The 15,018-nt window shown below is 63.1% G+C and carries 19 protein-coding genes; 7 read left to right on the top strand and 12 right to left on the bottom strand.

From position 1 onward, the window contains the following. The first annotated feature begins 41 nt into the window (after window positions 1-41). Complete coding sequence (locus tag AC3WTO_RS22630) at window positions 42-653, top strand: TetR/AcrR family transcriptional regulator (protein ID WP_492463169.1); 612 nt, start codon at window positions 42-44, stop codon at window positions 651-653. Here the strand turns inward: AC3WTO_RS22630 and AC3WTO_RS22625 are convergent. Then, a complete protein-coding gene (locus AC3WTO_RS22625) occupies window positions 614-1,597 on the bottom strand; it encodes a LysR family transcriptional regulator (RefSeq protein ID WP_492463168.1) in 984 nt (327 codons plus the stop codon). The two genes, AC3WTO_RS22630 and AC3WTO_RS22625, sit on opposite strands and share 40 nt — an antisense overlap. A 106-nt stretch (window positions 1,598-1,703) precedes the next feature. Between AC3WTO_RS22625 and AC3WTO_RS22620 the strand changes: the two genes are divergently transcribed. Continuing rightward, the gene (locus tag AC3WTO_RS22620) at window positions 1,704-2,645 is read left to right on the top strand and encodes an aldo/keto reductase (protein ID WP_492463167.1); all 942 of its coding nucleotides are present in this window, start codon (window positions 1,704-1,706) and stop codon (window positions 2,643-2,645) included. A gap of 124 nt (window positions 2,646-2,769) precedes the next feature. After that, window positions 2,770-3,510, top strand: a complete 741-nt coding sequence (locus AC3WTO_RS22615; protein WP_492463166.1) for an SDR family oxidoreductase — start codon at window positions 2,770-2,772, stop codon at window positions 3,508-3,510. Here the strand turns inward: AC3WTO_RS22615 and AC3WTO_RS22610 are convergent. Both AC3WTO_RS22610 and AC3WTO_RS22605 read right to left on the bottom strand, forming a co-directional pair. Next, window positions 3,464-4,384 carry a LysR family transcriptional regulator gene (locus AC3WTO_RS22610; protein WP_492463165.1) on the bottom strand — a complete coding sequence of 307 codons (921 nt, stop codon included), beginning with the start codon at window positions 4,382-4,384 and terminating at the stop codon, window positions 3,464-3,466. The two genes, AC3WTO_RS22615 and AC3WTO_RS22610, sit on opposite strands and share 47 nt — an antisense overlap. A gap of 32 nt (window positions 4,385-4,416) precedes the next feature. Beyond that, window positions 4,417-4,887 carry an Lrp/AsnC family transcriptional regulator gene (locus tag AC3WTO_RS22605; RefSeq protein WP_492463164.1) on the bottom strand — a complete coding sequence of 157 codons (471 nt, stop codon included), beginning with the start codon at window positions 4,885-4,887 and terminating at the stop codon, window positions 4,417-4,419. A gap of 156 nt (window positions 4,888-5,043) precedes the next feature. On the opposite strand from AC3WTO_RS22605, the gene AC3WTO_RS22600 reads away from it, so the two are divergent. Continuing rightward, a complete protein-coding gene (locus AC3WTO_RS22600; RefSeq protein ID WP_492558437.1) occupies window positions 5,044-5,973 on the top strand; it encodes a quinone oxidoreductase family protein in 930 nt (309 codons plus the stop codon). A gap of 167 nt (window positions 5,974-6,140) precedes the next feature. Here the strand turns inward: AC3WTO_RS22600 and AC3WTO_RS22595 are convergent, their stop codons facing one another. After that, window positions 6,141-6,311 carry a hypothetical protein gene (locus AC3WTO_RS22595; protein WP_492463162.1) on the bottom strand — a complete coding sequence of 57 codons (171 nt, stop codon included), beginning with the start codon at window positions 6,309-6,311 and terminating at the stop codon, window positions 6,141-6,143. A gap of 231 nt (window positions 6,312-6,542) precedes the next feature. Between AC3WTO_RS22595 and AC3WTO_RS22590 the strand changes: the two genes are divergently transcribed. Then, window positions 6,543-7,007: a nuclear transport factor 2 family protein gene (locus AC3WTO_RS22590; RefSeq protein ID WP_492463161.1), complete on the top strand. Its 465-nt coding sequence runs from the start codon at window positions 6,543-6,545 to the stop codon at window positions 7,005-7,007. After that, window positions 7,008-7,574, top strand: a complete 567-nt coding sequence (locus tag AC3WTO_RS22585) for a TetR/AcrR family transcriptional regulator (RefSeq protein WP_492463160.1) — start codon at window positions 7,008-7,010, stop codon at window positions 7,572-7,574. It begins immediately after the preceding gene. 18 nt (window positions 7,575-7,592) lie between these two features. Here the strand turns inward: AC3WTO_RS22585 and AC3WTO_RS22580 are convergent, their stop codons facing one another. The 4 genes from AC3WTO_RS22580 to cueR form a co-directional block, all read right to left on the bottom strand. Continuing rightward, on the bottom strand, window positions 7,593-8,531 hold the full coding sequence (locus AC3WTO_RS22580) for an NAD(P)/FAD-dependent oxidoreductase (protein WP_492463159.1): 939 nt from the start codon (window positions 8,529-8,531) through the stop codon (window positions 7,593-7,595). Further along, on the bottom strand, window positions 8,521-8,979 hold the full coding sequence (locus AC3WTO_RS22575) for an Rrf2 family transcriptional regulator (protein WP_492463158.1): 459 nt from the start codon (window positions 8,977-8,979) through the stop codon (window positions 8,521-8,523). Before AC3WTO_RS22575 ends, AC3WTO_RS22580 begins: the two co-directional genes overlap by 11 nt. A gap of 192 nt (window positions 8,980-9,171) precedes the next feature. Beyond that, window positions 9,172-9,672, bottom strand: coding sequence for an MmcB family DNA repair protein (locus AC3WTO_RS22570; RefSeq protein WP_492463157.1), 501 nt, complete (start codon window positions 9,670-9,672; stop codon window positions 9,172-9,174). Between the two features lie 38 nt (window positions 9,673-9,710). Then, entirely contained in the window at window positions 9,711-10,112 is a 402-nt protein-coding gene (cueR, locus tag AC3WTO_RS22565; protein WP_492463156.1) for a Cu(I)-responsive transcriptional regulator, read from the bottom strand. 234 nt (window positions 10,113-10,346) lie between these two features. Between cueR and AC3WTO_RS22560 the strand changes: the two genes are divergently transcribed. Continuing rightward, window positions 10,347-10,958: a L,D-transpeptidase gene (locus tag AC3WTO_RS22560; RefSeq protein ID WP_492463155.1), complete on the top strand. Its 612-nt coding sequence runs from the start codon at window positions 10,347-10,349 to the stop codon at window positions 10,956-10,958. A gap of 177 nt (window positions 10,959-11,135) precedes the next feature. On the opposite strand, the gene AC3WTO_RS22555 is transcribed toward AC3WTO_RS22560, so the two are convergent. The 4 genes from AC3WTO_RS22555 to AC3WTO_RS22540 form a co-directional block, all read right to left on the bottom strand. Next, complete coding sequence (locus AC3WTO_RS22555) at window positions 11,136-11,705, bottom strand: NifU family protein (protein WP_492463154.1); 570 nt, start codon at window positions 11,703-11,705, stop codon at window positions 11,136-11,138. A gap of 121 nt (window positions 11,706-11,826) precedes the next feature. Then, on the bottom strand, window positions 11,827-12,318 hold the full coding sequence (locus AC3WTO_RS22550) for a universal stress protein (protein WP_492463153.1): 492 nt from the start codon (window positions 12,316-12,318) through the stop codon (window positions 11,827-11,829). A 267-nt stretch (window positions 12,319-12,585) separates the two neighbouring features. Further along, a complete protein-coding gene (trpS, locus tag AC3WTO_RS22545) occupies window positions 12,586-13,653 on the bottom strand; it encodes a tryptophan--tRNA ligase (protein ID WP_492463152.1) in 1,068 nt (355 codons plus the stop codon). 125 nt (window positions 13,654-13,778) lie between these two features. Next, a complete protein-coding gene (locus AC3WTO_RS22540) occupies window positions 13,779-14,972 on the bottom strand; it encodes an acyltransferase family protein (protein ID WP_492463151.1) in 1,194 nt (397 codons plus the stop codon). Window positions 14,973-15,018: the final 46 nt, after the last annotated feature.

The raw sequence follows: 15,018 nt of genomic DNA, 5'->3' as shown, positions 1-15,018 counted from the left end.
AGAACTATATACTTTTAGTAAGTTACTTTTGGTATATAGTGATGTCAAGCGACCCCCAGACGATTCCACCTGTGCGTCCGCGCCGTCAGCGCCTGCAGCGCGAGGACCGCCATCGCCAGCTTCTCGACGTCGCCTGGCGTATTGCCCGCGAGGAAGGCACCGAGGCGTTGACGTTGGGGCGGCTGGCTGAACAGGCGGCGGTCACCAAGCCCGTCGTCTACGATCATTTTGCCACACGCTCCGCGCTGCTGGCGGCCCTCTACCAGGAGTTCGATGAACGCCAGAACCGGGTGATCGATGCTGCGCTGGCCGCTAGCGAGCCCACACTTCATGGCCGCGCCTCGGTGATTGCTTCGTCCTATGTCGATTGCGTGCTCGAGCAGGGCCGCGAAATCCCCGGCGTGGTTGCGGCGCTTGTCGGTACGCCGGAGCTGGCAACGATGAAGCGGGAGCACGAGGCCGTGTTCCTGGAGAAGTGCCGGGCGATGCTTGCGCCTTTCGCAGGCGGGATTTCCACGGCGCGCCTGTGCGGCATGCTGGGAGCGGCCGCAGGCCTGTCTGCCGCCGCTTCTTCCGGTGAAATCAGTGCGCGGGACGCCACTGACGAGATCTATCAGACCATCCTGGCCATGGTGGCCCGCAGCGCCGGGTGAACGCTGTCGCCTTGCCCGGCCTGGATCGCCGTGCATGCCGCCGCCAGCGAGCCGGAAATCTCGCGCAACTGCTGTTTCAGCCAGCTGGTGGCGCCATCGGCGTCGCTGCGCGCATGCCAGGCCATGCCGATCTCGAAGCCGTCCAGCGCTACAGGCGTCTCGAAATGCCTCAACCCGTAGGTGCCCATGCAGCAGCGTGCCAGCTTGGCCGGCAGCGTGGCGATGAGATCCGTGGAGGCGGCGACATTGGCCGCGACCAGGAAGTGCGGCACGGTCATGGCGACACGGCGCGTGCGATCGATTTCCGCCAACGCCTTGTCGGCAACGGCGCTGACGCGGCCGAACCGCGAGACGATGACATGATCCTCGGCGACGAACTGGTTCAGCGTGACCGATCCATTGAGCCGCGGATGATCGTTGCGGCAGAGCGAGACATAGCGATCCTGATAGAGAACCTCACGCCGACGAGCCGTTGCCAGCGTGCCAAGCTCGGAGATGACGAGGTCACAGTCGTGACTGGCCAGCCGCTCCTCGAAATCGCCATCGAATGGCAACACCTGCAGCACGATGCCGTTTGACACGTCGCGGATGCGCTGCATCAGAGGCACCATCAGCACCAGTGCCGCATATTCATTCGCCAGGATCCTGAACCGCCGTGTCGAAGCGGCGGCATCGAAGCGGGCGTCGCTTTCGAAGGTCTGTGCGATCTGGTCGAGCAGTGCGCGCACGCGCGGGCGCAGCTGTTCGGCGCGTGGCGTCGCCACCATGCGGTTGCCGCGTCGCACCAGGATAGGGTCGTTGAGCAGTTCGCGCAGGCGTGCCAGAGCAGCGCTCATCGCCGGCTGGCTGAGACCCTGACGGCGCGCGGCTCCCGACACGCTGGGTTCGGCCAGCAAGGCATCCAGCGCCTTCAGCAGGTTGAAGTCGATACCGCGTATATTCATCACACCTATTCCGCAAATCCACGAGATCGATTGGATTTATGATCTTGGCCGCCATATGTCCAGCTCGACCGCCAGACCGGGCGCATCGAGACATTGGAGAGCGGATATGCAAAGCACCACTTTGGGTAAGAACGGACCAAGAGTTGGCCGCATCGGACTGGGCGCGATGGGCATGACCTTCGGCTACGATCCGCATGGGCGAAATGACGAAGCCTCAGTCGATGTCATCCGCCGCGCGGTCGACCTCGGCGTAACCTTGATCGACACCGCCGACGTCTACGGTCCCTGGACGAATGAGGAACTGGTCGGCAGGGCGCTGAAAGGCCGCCGCGACGAGGTCGTATTGTCCACCAAGGGCGGGCTGCTGTTCGACAACAACGGCTTCAGCAACAACGGCCGGCCCGACTATCTGGCCGGCGCCGTGGACGATAGCCTCGCGCGACTCGGTGTCGATCATGTCGATCTCTATTTCCTGCATCGCATCGATCCGCAGGTGCCGCTCGAGGAGAGCTGGGGTGCGTTGGCCGAAGCGGTTCGCGCCGGCAAGATCGGTGCATTGGGTCTCTCCGCCGTCAGCCTGGAGGAGCTACGCCGCGCCGAAACCGTGCATCCGGTCGCCGCGGTTCAGTCGGAGTTCTCGCTGTTCGACCGCAGTGCGCTTGCCGAAGTGCTGCCTTATGCGAATGAGCACAGTATCGCCTTCCTGCCGTTTTCGCCTCTCGGGCGCGGTGTGCTTACCGGCGGCATCTCCCGACATGAGGATCTGCCCAGGGATGATTGGCGGCGCGGCCTGCCGCAGTTCAGCGATGACGGGCTGGCCAGGCAACAGGCGATCGTCACGGCCGTTCAACGCATCGCCGAACGGCACCAGGCCAAGCCCTCGCAGGTGGCGTTGGCCTGGCTGCTGGCCAAGGGCGAGCATGTCATCCCGATCCCGGGCACCAAGCGCCAGCGCTATCTCGAAGAGAATGCCGCGGCTGCCGATCTCGACCTGCAGCCCGCCGAGATCGCCGAGCTCGACGCGCTGGACCTGCCGGTCTTCGCCTGAGGAGATGTCATCATCGGAGTTTCCGATTGAGACAATCGTATCTTCCCGTTTCCCTTTCCGAGTCCGCAGGGAGACAACTCCGTGCCAGGGCCGCCCATCGATTGGTGGCCGCAACGGAGATTTCATGAACACATCAACTGACAACAGCGCCGAGCGCGTTCTGATCGTCGGCGGAAGTTCCGGCATGGGACTGGCGCTTGCAAGACAGCTTCTGGCCGAGGGCGCCGAGGTGACGATCGTCGGGCGCTCGCAAGCGAAACTGGATGCGGCCAGCGCCAGCCTGGGCGGTCTATCCTCGCTGCGTGCCGCGGTCGCCGACGTCGCCAGCGAAGAACAGGTCAGCCGGCTTTTTGCCGATAGCGGACGACTGGATCACATCGTTTCGACCGCCGCCGATATCGGCGCCTCCTACAGGCTGTTGCCGGAACTCGACATGGCGGAAGCGCGCCGCGTGGTCGATTCGAAATTCTTCGGACCGCTGCTGCTGGCCAAGCATGGCGTGCGTGCGCTGACGGAGAAAGGGTCGATCACATTCACATCGGGCATCAATGCCTATCGGCCGGCGCCGCGCGGTTCGGTGACGTCGGCGATGAATGGTGCGCTTGCCTCGCTGGTGCGCGCACTTGCCGTCGAGCTCGGGCCGATCCGCGTCAACGCCGTCTCGCCGGGCTGGGTCGACACGCCGATCTGGCAGCATGTGGCCGGAGATGCCAAGGCGGCGACATTGGATGCCATGGCCGCTCGCTTGCCGGTCGGCCGCATCGGTCAGCCGCAAGACATTGCCGACGCGATCCGCTTCCTGATGCGAAACGGCTTCGTCACCGGGACGGTGTTGCACGCCGAGGGCGGGCATCGGCTGGTTTGAACTGCCGGCGCGCAGCCTCCAGGAAAAGACGAACCGCCGGGCGTTTACCGCGCCGGCCATGCCAGATCATGGAAACAGGGACCGGCGAGCTGGTGCCGGTCCATGGCAAGGCCATGATCCGCTCGTCACCGGCCGCAACGGCAACGCGCGGGATGAGCGCCAGTCCGGCCCCTTCCGCAACGAGTTTCTGGATCGCAGCGATCGAGCCGAGTTCGACGGCGATGCGCGGCCGAGCTCCATCCTGTGCGAAGGCGGTTTCGAACATCTGGCGGTAGACACATCCCCGCTCGGTCACCAGAAAGGGCTCGTCGTGCAGATCGTCGACGGTCGCTGCGGCTTGCCCGGCGAGCCGGTGGCCGGCTGGCACGGCGATGACGAGCTCTTCTTCGGCGACCACCTCATATCTGAGATCCGACGTGTCGGCTGGTTCGCCGAACGCGAAGGAAACATCGAGGGCGCCGCTCTTCACGCCGCCGCGCAGGTCACCGCTGCCGGCGCTCTTCAGTTGCAGGCGCACCGCCGGGTGGTCGGCGCCGAAATGCGCCAGCAGCGGCGGCAGATAGCTTGCGCATAGCGTTTCCAGCCCGCCGATCGCCAGCGTGCCGGCCACTGTATTTGCGGCCGCTGCCACCGCTGCACGTGCTTCGTCGGCGCGCGCCAGCAGATCGTGTGCATGATCGAGCAGGCGCTGGCCCGCTTCTGTCAGTTTCAGCTTGCGTCCCGTGCGGTCGAAAAGCGCGGCGTCAAGATCGGCCTCCAGCGCCTGGATCTGTTCGCTCACGCTCGACTGGGCAAGGTGGATGCGATCGGCGGCCCGCGTCAGGTTGAGGTCGGAAGCGACGGCAACGAATGTCTTCAGATGCTTGAGCTGCATGGCCTGTCCATGATGCGGTGAAGTCGGAGGGCTCAGGACGCTTCGGCCAGCACTGCGCGGCTGTCGAGATGGTTCTTCAGCACGGGTGCGACGGTGACGGTGGCGATGCCCGGAATGGCGACCATGCGTTCGCGCAGTGCGCTCAGCGCTGCGAGATCGCGGGCCCGGACCGTCAGCACCATATCCATCGGCCCGGAGACATGATCGCAGCTTTCGACCTCCGGAAAGCCGGCGACCATCGGGATCAGCCGCCCGCAAGGGCGCCCGTCGGTGCGCACGAAAAAGAAAGCACGGGCGCCACCCGGCTCCACCGGACCGGTCGTATCGATGGTGAAGCGCTTGATCACACCCTGACGTTTCAGCCGTGCCAGGCGATCCTGCACGGCGCTACGGGACAGCCCCACCGCGCGCGCCAGACTCAGCACCGGCTGGCGGCTGTCGCGTTTGAGAAGCGTAACCAACTGCCGGTCGATGTCGTCGAGATCAGGTGTCGCGAGATCCATCCCATTGTCCTTTCCCCGGCAATCTGCCGGCCGGACGTCATCTTGCCGGTCGAATTCCGGCGGCGACGTCGTCCAGAAGTCTGCGATCGAAACCAAAGCCGCAGGCAAGAGATGGAACGAGCCGCACGCATTTACCAGTATGGACCGCCGGAAGTTTTGCAGATTGAGCCAATCGAGGTGCCTTCGCCGGGCCCAGGCGAGGCGCTGATACGCCACACGGCGATCGGGCTGAATTTCGTCGAGGTCTATTTCCGCCGTGGTACCTTCCGGATGCCGGCCCTGCCGGCCGTGCTGGGCAATGAGGGCGCCGGTATCGTCGAGGCAATTGGGCCCGGTGTCGAAGAGGTGGCGGTGGGGGATCGTGTCGTCTACGCCGACAGTCCGCTCGGCGCCTATGCGACGGTGCGCGTCTATCCTTCCGACCAGCTCGTGCGCATTCCGGCAGCCGTCAGCGACGAGCAGGCAGCCGCCTCCTTCCTGCGCGGCGTCACCGCGCGCATGCTGTTGAAGGACGTCGTTCCTCTGCGTCCGGGCGACAACGTGCTCTACCATGGCGCAGCCGGGGGCGTCGGCCTGCTGTTCGCGCAATGGGCGCGGGCGCTCGGCATCCGCGTCATCGGTACGGTGTCCAATGCCGAAAAAGCGGCCGCTGCCCGCGCCGCCGGCTGCATCGAAACGATCGACTATCACGCGCAGGACTTCGTCGAGCGGGTCAAGGCCATCACCGGAGGCGAAGGTGTTGCCGCCGTGTTCGATTCCGTCGGCCAGGACACGTTCCTGAAATCGCTGGAGAGCTTGCGCCCGCGCGGTACACTCGTCGCCTTCGGCAAGGCTTCCGGCAATCCGCCCGCGATCGATCCGTTCCTGCTGGCGCCGAAAGGGCTCTACGTGACCTGGCCGATCCGGCCGGTTTACACCGCCCGCCGCGTCGAACGCGAACGCAGCGCCGATGAACTCTTCGAAGCGATCGCCAGCGGCATTCTCGATGTCGGTCCCGGTCGCCTCTATGCGCTCGACGATATCGTGAGCGCGCATCGCGATCTGGAAGGCCGCAAGGTCATCGGCGCGGCGGTGATCAAGCCCTGAACCCTGACGAAGCTGCATTTCGGCCGCTTGAGGAAGCGATCCGGCGCGCGTTCTATGGCAGCGGCGGTGCCGCTGTCGAACGGCTGCCGTTGCTCAGCCTTGTGTCGCCTGGGGTGGACGGCGATCGTTGTCGCCAAGGCAGCCGAAGTGAAGCAAACCTTGGGCTTTTAGGGTGCAATCGTGCTGGTCATGATGGTGTAGCCCATCATGACAAAATAGAGGGCGCCCCACAAAACCACCAAGCCGATTCCCGTCAAAAACACGAAGCTCAGTGCCTGAATGAAAATGACGTAGATGTTTCCGTCCTTCGGTTCCGTTCCGTCATCGTCGTCTGTCATTTGATGCAAGCTCACATCAGTGCCTGGCAGAACGTTACATCCGATAGCTTGCCAAAGGGTTAGATCAGTTGCCGAGCATCGAAACATCGATATGGCTCGACCCGTTGTGGTTTGGCAGGCGGGCAGCTCCGGGTGGTCCCACTTGAGAGCCGACGTTTCCTCTTGACTATTTGTACCGATCAGTACAAATAAGATAACGTGCCTGTCTGGCAAGAACCGAAGGAGATCATGATGAGTCGTCCGCCGCTGCCGCCCTTCAATGCCGAGACCGCCGCCGAGAAGGCGCGCAAGGCCGAGGACGCCTGGAACAGCCGCGATCCCGAAAAGGTGTCGCTCGCTTATACCGAGGACAGCGTTTGGCGGAATCGCGCCGAGTTCGTCAGGGGCCGGCCGGAGATCGTCGCTTTCCTGACGCGCAAATGGGCACGCGAGCTGGAATACCGCCTGATCAAGGAAGTCTGGACCTGGAATGAGAACCGCATCGCAGTGCGTTTCGCCTATGAATGGCGCGACGACAGCGGTCACTGGTTCCGTTCCTATGGCAACGAGAACTGGGAATTCGACGAGGCAGGGCTGATGCGCCGGCGTGTCGCTTCGATCAACGACCTGCCGATCGCCGAGGCGGAACGCAAGTTCCACTGGCCGCTTGGCCGTCGGCCCGACGATCATCCTGGCCTCAGCGATCTTGGGTTTTGAATGCGCAAGCTTGCTGCTGGCAGGGATGAGCTGATCGCGGCGATCGCCGAAGTGTTTCGTGCGCACGGCTATGCCGGCGCCAGCCTGTCGCTGATCACCGAGGCGACAGGGCTCGGCAAGGGCAGCCTCTACAACTTCTTTCCAGGCGGCAAGGATGAGATGGCGGCAGCCGTGCTGGCGCATATCGACCGCTGGTTCGAAAACGAGGTGTTTTCACCGTTGCGCAAAGCGGAGCGACCGCTGGAAGGCATCGGCCGCATGATTGCGGCAACAGACGCCTATTTCCAGTCCGGCCGTCGCGTCTGTCTCGTCGGTGCTTTCGCGCTGGACGATGCGCGCGACCGTTTCGCTGTCGAGATCGGATCCTACTTTGGGCGCTGGGTGTCCGACCTTGCCGGTGCCTTGCAGCGCGCAGGCCGGCAAGAGGTGGAGGCCCTGCGATTGGCCGAAGAGAGCGTCGGCGCCATCCAGGGCGCCCTTACCCTGGCGCGGGCTTTCGATGATCCGAGGGTGTTTTCCCGCACGATGGCCGGCATCCGCGAACGCCTGGGCGCCAGCGGCGTGTGATCTCGTCCCGATGCCGGCTCAGGCTGCGTCGAGACCTTCGAAGATCAGGCTGTGGTGCACGGCGGCACCGGCGGTGACGCCGTCTGCCGACGCCCATGTGGCATTGTGCATGCCGCGCGCGGCATCGCCGGCGGCAAAGACGCCGGGCACGCTGGTCGCCTTCTTGCCGTCGGTGGCAATGATCGGGCCGAAAAAACCGTCTTCGAAAGCGCAACCCAGGCTTTCGGCGAGCGGGCTGGCCATCACCGTCCGCGGTGTCACGTAAAGCGCCGTCATGGCGATCCGGCGTCCGTCGACCAGCAAGATCGCCTGCAGCGTCTGTCCTTCGCCTTCCAGGGCCTCGACCGCTGTTTGCTCGACTGTAACGCCGCGCCGCGCGAGTTTCGCCAGCACATGGGCATCCGGCATCGGCTGGCCATTGAGGAACAGCGTCGTCGGCCCCCATTCGGGGATCATCAGGGCTTTTTCCGAGCAGTGCGGCGTGGTTGCCAGAACGCCGAGCGGCGCGCCATCGAATTCATAGCCATGGCAATAGGGGCAGTGCAGCACGCTGACGCCCCAGCGCGCGGCCAGTCTGGGCAATTCGGGCAGGATGTCGGTGACGCCGGTCGCCAGGATGAGGCGTGCGGCTTCCAGCCTGGATCTCGACGCGAGCGTGACCGTGAAGGCGCCTTCCCGTCCAGATGCATCGACAGCTTCGTCCGCGATGAAATAGACATTGGGATAGGCGGTGAGCTTGTCGCGGGCAGCAGCGATCATGCGCGCCGGCTCGGCGCCATCCTGGCCGAAGAAGCCGTGCGAGGCGGCGGCGAAACGGTTGCGTGGCTTGCCGGCATCGATGACCGCGACATTGCGGCGCCCGCGCGCGAGCTGCATGGCGGCGGACAGGCCGGCATAGGAGCCGCCGATCACGACCGCGTCGAAGGGTTTTGCGAACATCTGCACATCAGGCTGCATGGGGATTGGCCTTCTTTGTCTTGTTGTGCTTCCAGCGCTCGTGGAAATCGGCGGCAAGGTCGGCCAGCGTCACCGCGCCGAGCCGCTGGATGAGCAGTGCTTCCGCGTCGCGGAAGGCGTCATCCAGCGCCGCGTTGACCGCTTGCTCCACCAGGCAATCCGGCATTTCCTGGCGGTTGCCGAGGGCAAAGACCATTGGCTCGCCGAGCGCGGTATAGACGTCGCGCAGCGAGACGCTGGCAAGGTCGCGGCAGATCGTCCAGCCGCCGCCATGGCCGCGTTCGGACTGCACGATGCCCATGTCTCGCAGGCCAGCCATGATGCGGCGGATCACCACGGGGTTGGTGCTCAGTGTCTTGGAAAGCTGTTCCGACGTCATCGGCCGGCCTTCCTCGGCCATATGGAGCAGGACGTGCAGGACACCGGAAAGTCGACTGTCTCGTTTCATGCAACTTTATATGTTACGAGAGTGGGTAAGAGTCAAGGTTGCGCAAGTGAACGGCGAAACTTCGATGATGCTTCGGGAAGAAGCGGCTGAGCGTTTCCGTTTTTACGGAAACGCGGAAACGCTCTAAGCTTTTGTTTTCGTCGCATTTTGTAATGCCAGGTGATTCCACTCGGCTACAAAATGCTTCAGGCGCTATTCGCTCTCGCCGTCCAGCGCCGGCACGGAAACGCCGGCCAGTTCGGCCGCCAGCAACCTGGCCGCTCCGGCGCGGGCGATCCTGAGCATCAGCGCCTTGCGGGTGGCCGGGGCCATGCGATGTTCCGGCGCGTCGCGCAGCATTTCGGCGCCATAGCCGTCCGACAGCATGAAGCCGCATTCCTCGGGAAAGATTTCGGCCGGCACGCCTGGATGCGTGGCGAAGAAGAAGCGGTCGCAATGCAACCGGTAGTCCGGCCATTTGCGGTCGACGCGAAAATCCTCGATCGAGGATTTGACCTCGATGATCCAGATGTCACCCTGGCGGGTCAGTGCGACGAGGTCGGCGCGCCGTCCGGTCGCCAGCGACAGTTCCGGCAAGACATGTGCGCCCATCTGGGTGAGCAGCCGCTGCACACCGCGCCGCACCAGCATGGCGCGCTCGGACTGGCGACCGTCGATCAGGGGATTCTGCGCTATCGGTGAGACAATGGGCATACCCCATCATGCCCGATTCCGTTCACGGTTTGAACCCTTCAGTCCACCGTCTCCATCTCTCCTGCCATCTCTTCCAGGATCGGACAGTCAGGGCGGCTGTCGCCATGGCAGGCATGGATCAGCTTGTTCAAAGTCGCGCGCATCGACTGCAGCTCGCGCACCTTTTCCTCGATCGCCGAGACATGCGCCGATGCAATTGCGCGCACGTCCTGGCTGGCGCGTTCGCGATCCTGATAGAGCGCCATAAGCTGGCGGCAATCATCGATGGAGAAACCAAGATTTCGGGCCCGCTTCAGGAAGGCAAGCCGATGTACGTCGTCACCCGAATAGTCGCGATAGCTGTTGTCGGAGCGCTCAGGCGAGATCAGCCCGATCTCTTCATAGTAGCGGATGGTCTTGGCAGGCAGTCCGGAGCGGCGTGCGGCGTCGCCGATATTCATGATCGCGTCCTCTGGCAGCCCGCATGAAGGTGTTTTTCGGGCCGCTTTCTTTGTTTTTGTTCGATAATCCCTTGGCAGATGTTGCCAAAATGCCATAGCCGGTGCCTTACCGGCAGACACACCCCTCCATATAAGCATCGGCTGCTTGGCAAGCAAAAGAAATGCCAGCATGAATACGTTAACGATTTTTACCGAATCGCCGCGGATCAACGGGACGGAGCGTAGAAACGGTTCATGCGCTTGAAATCTGCCATTGTCGTTGCGGCGCTTGCCGCCTCGCTTGCCGGCTGCAGCACTGTCGGCCAGATGCGGCTTTTCTCCAACGACTATGGCGGCATCAGCGACGCGGGTTATCAACTGCCGCGCATCCCGATCGAAAAGGTCCCGCAACGGTTCCATCGTCAGATCGTCGCCTACGACACCAATGAGAAACCGGGCACGATCGTTGTCGATACGGCCAACAAGTTCCTATACTTCGTTCTGCCGGAAGGCGAGGCGGTGCGTTACGGCATCGGCGTCGGCCGCGAGGGATTCGAGTGGAACGGTACGGCTCATGTCGCCATCAAGCGTGAGTGGCCGACCTGGACCCCTCCGTCGCAGATGATCAAGCGCCAGCCGGAACTGGCACAGTTCCGCAACGGCATGGATCCGGGACTGAAGAATCCGCTCGGCGCGCGCGCACTCTATCTCTTCAACAAGGGTGACACAGGCTACCGTCTGCACGGCACGCCGGAATGGTGGTCGATCGGCAAGGCGATGTCGTCGGGCTGCATCCGGCTGATGAACCAGGATATCATCGATCTCTACAATCGCGCTGAAGTCGGCGCCAAGGTGATCGTGATGTAGTCAAGGCGCTGTGCGTTCGAAGGGACGCATGGGGCAAGAGTTTCGTACGCGGACCGTCTAGGCAACACGGACGTCCCAAACAGAAAACCGGGCATGATGCCCGGTTTTTTGTTGGAGCAATTCCAGAAGCAAAAACCCTGGGACGATGTCCCGGGGTTTTGTATTGAAAGGGGGCGGTTACGACACCTGCTCGACATGCTCCACTTCGGGCACGAAGTGGCGCAGCAGGTTCTGGATGCCGTGCTTCAGCGTAGCGGTCGAGGACGGGCAGCCGGCGCAGGCGCCCTTCATGTGAAGGAACACGGTGCCCTTCTCGTAGCCGCGGAAGGTGATGTCGCCGCCGTCCTGCGCCACGGCAGGCCGCACGCGTGTATCAAGCAGTTCCTTGATGGTGACGACGATCTCCTCGTCATCCTTATCGTAGAACTCGCCTTCATCGGCGGCGGTGGTGGATGGAGCGGTGCTGGCCATCACCGGCTGGCCTGACATGAAGTGTTCCATGATGGCGCCGAGGATTGCTGGCTTCAGATGCTGCCAGTCCGGACCGTCCTTGGTCACGGTGATGAAATCGTAGCCGAAGAACACGCCGGTCACGCCCGGAATGTCGAACAGGCGGCCAGCCAAGGGAGAGGCTTCGCGCGCGGCGGCGGCGTCGCGGAAGTCGGCGGTGCCTTCGCGCAGCACTTCCTTGCCCGGCAGGAACTTCAACGTCGCCGGATTTGGGGTCGACTCGGTCTGGATGAACATAGCTGTCTCCGGCCCGTATCGTGCGGGCGATAGTTTGGAATGGTTCTAAATAGGCCCAATCCGCCGGGCATTCAAGCAAAAGCCGGCAAGGCTGTCGAATCCTAATGCCAATATAGGACGGTCAGGCCAGGCTTTCGATATCGTCGTCGGAAAGGTTTTGCGGTACGACGGTAACCGGGATCGGGAACGCCGCGCCCTTGCCGGCGATTGAGGCCACCAGCGGGCCAGGCCCTTCCTTGCCGGCGCCTGCGGCAAGGACCAGGATGGCGATATCCTGGTCTTCCTCGATCAGCTTGTGTATCTCGTCGGCGCGCTTGCCTTCGCGAACGACCAGTTCGGGTTCGATCCCCACCTTCTGGCGCACCTTGCCGGCGTAACCGTCCAGCGCCGAACGTGCCGTGGTGTTGGCTTCCTCGCGCATGATCTTTTCCACGCCCAGCCAATGCTGGAAATCGTCGGGCTCGATGACGTAAAGCAGCACCAGCACGCCGCCCGTGCTTTGCGCCCGCTTCGAGGCATAGGCCACGGCGCGTTCGCACTCCGGCGTGTCGTCGATGACCGCCAGGAACTTGCGGCGGTGGCCGGCTTCACGGCTCAGGCGTTTGGAGACCATTGATGTCCTGTCTTCTGGGCAAAATTCCAGGGGAAGTGCGCAGCGGCTTTCCATCCGGACTTGCGTAAAACCAAGGAGCCAGAGCGTTTCCACGGTCCGTTCGAAACGGAAACGTTCCAGCTTTGGCGGCAATCTGCCATTCGCACGGGGTTCCTTGCAAGCGGCCCCGCCATTCGGTCAGGCTAAAGAGCCGTGCAAGTGGCGTTGCTCGAAAAAACAAGGGCGGCCGGGAAACGGCCGCCCTTGAGGGTAGGATCAGCGGCTGGTTCAGCCCTGCAGCAGGCCGATGATGTCACGCACCGTCTTCATGTTGGCCTCGGCCAGCACGCCGGCGCGTTCGCCGCCATTGCGCAAAACACCGTCGATATGGCCCGGATCAGCCATGAGGCGACGCATCTCGCCGGCGATCGGCGCCATTTTCTCGACCGCCAGGTCGGCGAGCGCTGGCTTGAACACCGAGAACTGCTGGCCGCCATACTCCTTCAGCACGGCTTCTTTGCTGGTGTCTGCGAGGCCGGCATAGATGCCGACCAGGTTTTCGGCTTCCGGACGGCCGGTCAGGCCGGCAATTTCGGAAGGCAGCGCTTCGGGATCGGTCTTGGCCTTCTTGATCTTCTTCGAGATCGTGTCGGCATCGTCGGTCAGGTTGATACGCGACAGGTCGGATGGATCGGACTTCGACATCTTCTTGGAACCGTCGCGCAGGCTCATGATGCGTGCCGCCGGCCCGCCGATGACCGGTTCGGTCAGCGGGAAGAAGCCATTCACGGTCTCATCGCCCATCTGGATCTCCACCCCGACGCCGAGCTCGGCGATGCGGTGCGAGAAGTCGTTGTTGAACTTCTGGGCGATGTCTCGGGTCAGTTCCAGGTGCTGCTTCTGGTCGTCACCCACCGGCACATGCGTGGCGCGGTAGACCAGGATGTCGGCAGCCATCAGGCTCGGATAGGCGAGCAGGCCGAGCGAAGCATTCTCGCGATCCTTGCCGGCCTTGTCCTTGAACTGTGTCATGCGGTTCATCCAGCCGATGCGCGCCACGCAGTTGAACACCCAGGCAAGCTCGGCGTGCTGCATCACGCGGCTCTGGTTGAAGACGATGTGTCTGTTGGGATCGATGCCGGCAGCCAGGAACGCGGCGGTGATCTGCCGGGTCTGGTCCTTGAGATCTTCGTGCACGAGCTGCGCCGTCAGCGAATGCAGGTCGACGACGCAGTAGATGCAATCCATCGTGTCCTGCAGGGCGACGAACTTGCGGATCGCGCCGAGATAGTTGCCGAGGTGCAGGTTGCCGGTCGGCTGCACGCCGGAAAAGATAAGCGGTTTGAAGGCGGTCATTGCGGTTTCCTTGGCTTGTGGAGGGCCGTTTCGCGCGCGGCGAAATTTCGGACGGCGCGTTATGGACGAAGCAGGCTTCGCGTTCAAGAGGTGCGCGGTTCGAGAGGGTCGTGGATGGGCGAAGACTAGCCTTCTGCCGTGGCCACTCCCCGGCGATTGGCAGCCGCCTTGCGGCGGTCGGGCAGGCCGATCAGGATGCGATAGGGCGCGGGCCACAGGTCGGCAAGCGTGGCGGCAAGCAGCGACCAGAATGCGGTGATGACGATCACCAGGCCCAATTTGCTCCACAACGACAGATCGAGCGGCAGCAGGTAATACAGTGCCATGACCACGAAGGTCTGGTGGACGATGTAGAGCGGAAATATCTTGGCGTTCAGCCAGGAAAGCGCGGCACTCTTGCGGTTCAGGTGAAGCGCCGCAAAACCGATGGCGGCGAGGATCACCGTCCAGGCCAGCGAGAAGGTCAGCGCCTTGTACAGCGCCATCTGCATGCCCCCGGTTTCACCGCCGATGCCTGCCGCCTTGCTGATCCAGGAATAACGCCAGAGACAGACCGTCAGGACGGCGGCGAGCGCGAGGCTGAGCCAGCGTTTTGCGACGATGGTCGGCACCACCGCCAGATGGTGCTTGGCGACGAGGAAACCCAGGCCGAACCAGCTTGCCCAGACCGCGAACCAGGCGCCGTCATTGTAGAGAACATTGGTTTCGCGCGGGAAGAACGGCAGGAAGATCAGGTGCAGCACCAGCGGCAGCAGCACGAACAGATAGATGATAGGTGTGCGGGCCGTCCTTTCGAACCAGTCCGCAAGCCCGCGACCCGAAGAATGGGTCAGCAGCCAGAAGATCGGCGTGCAGATCGCCGTCATCACCAGCAGATAGGCCACGAACCACATATGCGCCCAGGAAAAATTGCCGGTCGGATAGCGGCCTTCGGTGAAGTAGCGCAGCACCCAGAACTCCATCAGCGAGCCCTCGAAGCGGCCATCAAGCAAGCGCTCGTACCAGACCTGCGGCACGATGATCACGCACATGGCAAAGATCAGCGGCAGGAACAGCCGCACGAAGCGGCTTTTCAGGAAATCGAAAGTCGTTTGCGAGCGGAAGGCGAACCAGGTGCCCATGCCGGAGACAAAGAACAGCAAGGCCAGCCGCCATGCGCGGGGAAACAGCGTGACCAGCGACAGCGTCTGGCTTTTCTCCGGGCTGTTGAACAGCCAGTCGAGGTCATAGAGGAACGCCGCCGACGAGTGATAGAGGATCAGCAGGCCAAAGGCCGAAACGCGCAGCCAGTCGATATAGTGAAGCCTGGTGTCCTGCATGGGCCCGCGCTCCAGAGCATTTCCGGCGAAAAAAGAATCGCCTTCA

It is taken from the genome of Mesorhizobium sp. EU05-FHT14A09, from assembly GCF_058790995.1.
The sequence above is the reverse complement of the archived record's forward strand: the minus strand, read 5'-3'. Positions and strand labels throughout refer to the sequence as shown.

Bases quoted from the DNA above. Each gene is read 5' to 3' on its own strand.
- AC3WTO_RS22630 (WP_492463169.1), top strand. From the start codon at position 42: ATGTCAAGCGACCCCCAGACGATTCCACCTGTGCGTCCGCGCCGTCAG.
- AC3WTO_RS22625 (WP_492463168.1), bottom strand. From the start codon at position 1,597: ATGAATATACGCGGTATCGACTTCAACCTGCTGAAGGCGCTGGATGCC.
- AC3WTO_RS22620 (WP_492463167.1), top strand. From the start codon at position 1,704: ATGCAAAGCACCACTTTGGGTAAGAACGGACCAAGAGTTGGCCGCATC.
- AC3WTO_RS22615 (WP_492463166.1), top strand. From the start codon at position 2,770: ATGAACACATCAACTGACAACAGCGCCGAGCGCGTTCTGATCGTCGGC.
- AC3WTO_RS22610 (WP_492463165.1), bottom strand. From the start codon at position 4,384: ATGCAGCTCAAGCATCTGAAGACATTCGTTGCCGTCGCTTCCGACCTC.
- AC3WTO_RS22605 (WP_492463164.1), bottom strand. From the start codon at position 4,887: ATGGATCTCGCGACACCTGATCTCGACGACATCGACCGGCAGTTGGTT.
- AC3WTO_RS22595 (WP_492463162.1), bottom strand. From the start codon at position 6,311: ATGACAGACGACGATGACGGAACGGAACCGAAGGACGGAAACATCTAC.
- AC3WTO_RS22590 (WP_492463161.1), top strand. From the start codon at position 6,543: ATGAGTCGTCCGCCGCTGCCGCCCTTCAATGCCGAGACCGCCGCCGAG.
- AC3WTO_RS22585 (WP_492463160.1), top strand. From the start codon at position 7,008: ATGCGCAAGCTTGCTGCTGGCAGGGATGAGCTGATCGCGGCGATCGCC.
- AC3WTO_RS22580 (WP_492463159.1), bottom strand. From the start codon at position 8,531: ATGCAGCCTGATGTGCAGATGTTCGCAAAACCCTTCGACGCGGTCGTG.
- AC3WTO_RS22575 (WP_492463158.1), bottom strand. From the start codon at position 8,979: ATGAAACGAGACAGTCGACTTTCCGGTGTCCTGCACGTCCTGCTCCAT.
- AC3WTO_RS22570 (WP_492463157.1), bottom strand. From the start codon at position 9,672: ATGCCCATTGTCTCACCGATAGCGCAGAATCCCCTGATCGACGGTCGC.
- cueR (WP_492463156.1), bottom strand. From the start codon at position 10,112: ATGAATATCGGCGACGCCGCACGCCGCTCCGGACTGCCTGCCAAGACC.
- AC3WTO_RS22560 (WP_492463155.1), top strand. From the start codon at position 10,347: ATGCGCTTGAAATCTGCCATTGTCGTTGCGGCGCTTGCCGCCTCGCTT.
- AC3WTO_RS22555 (WP_492463154.1), bottom strand. From the start codon at position 11,705: ATGTTCATCCAGACCGAGTCGACCCCAAATCCGGCGACGTTGAAGTTC.
- AC3WTO_RS22550 (WP_492463153.1), bottom strand. From the start codon at position 12,318: ATGGTCTCCAAACGCCTGAGCCGTGAAGCCGGCCACCGCCGCAAGTTC.
- trpS (WP_492463152.1), bottom strand. From the start codon at position 13,653: ATGACCGCCTTCAAACCGCTTATCTTTTCCGGCGTGCAGCCGACCGGC.
- AC3WTO_RS22540 (WP_492463151.1), bottom strand. From the start codon at position 14,972: ATGCAGGACACCAGGCTTCACTATATCGACTGGCTGCGCGTTTCGGCC.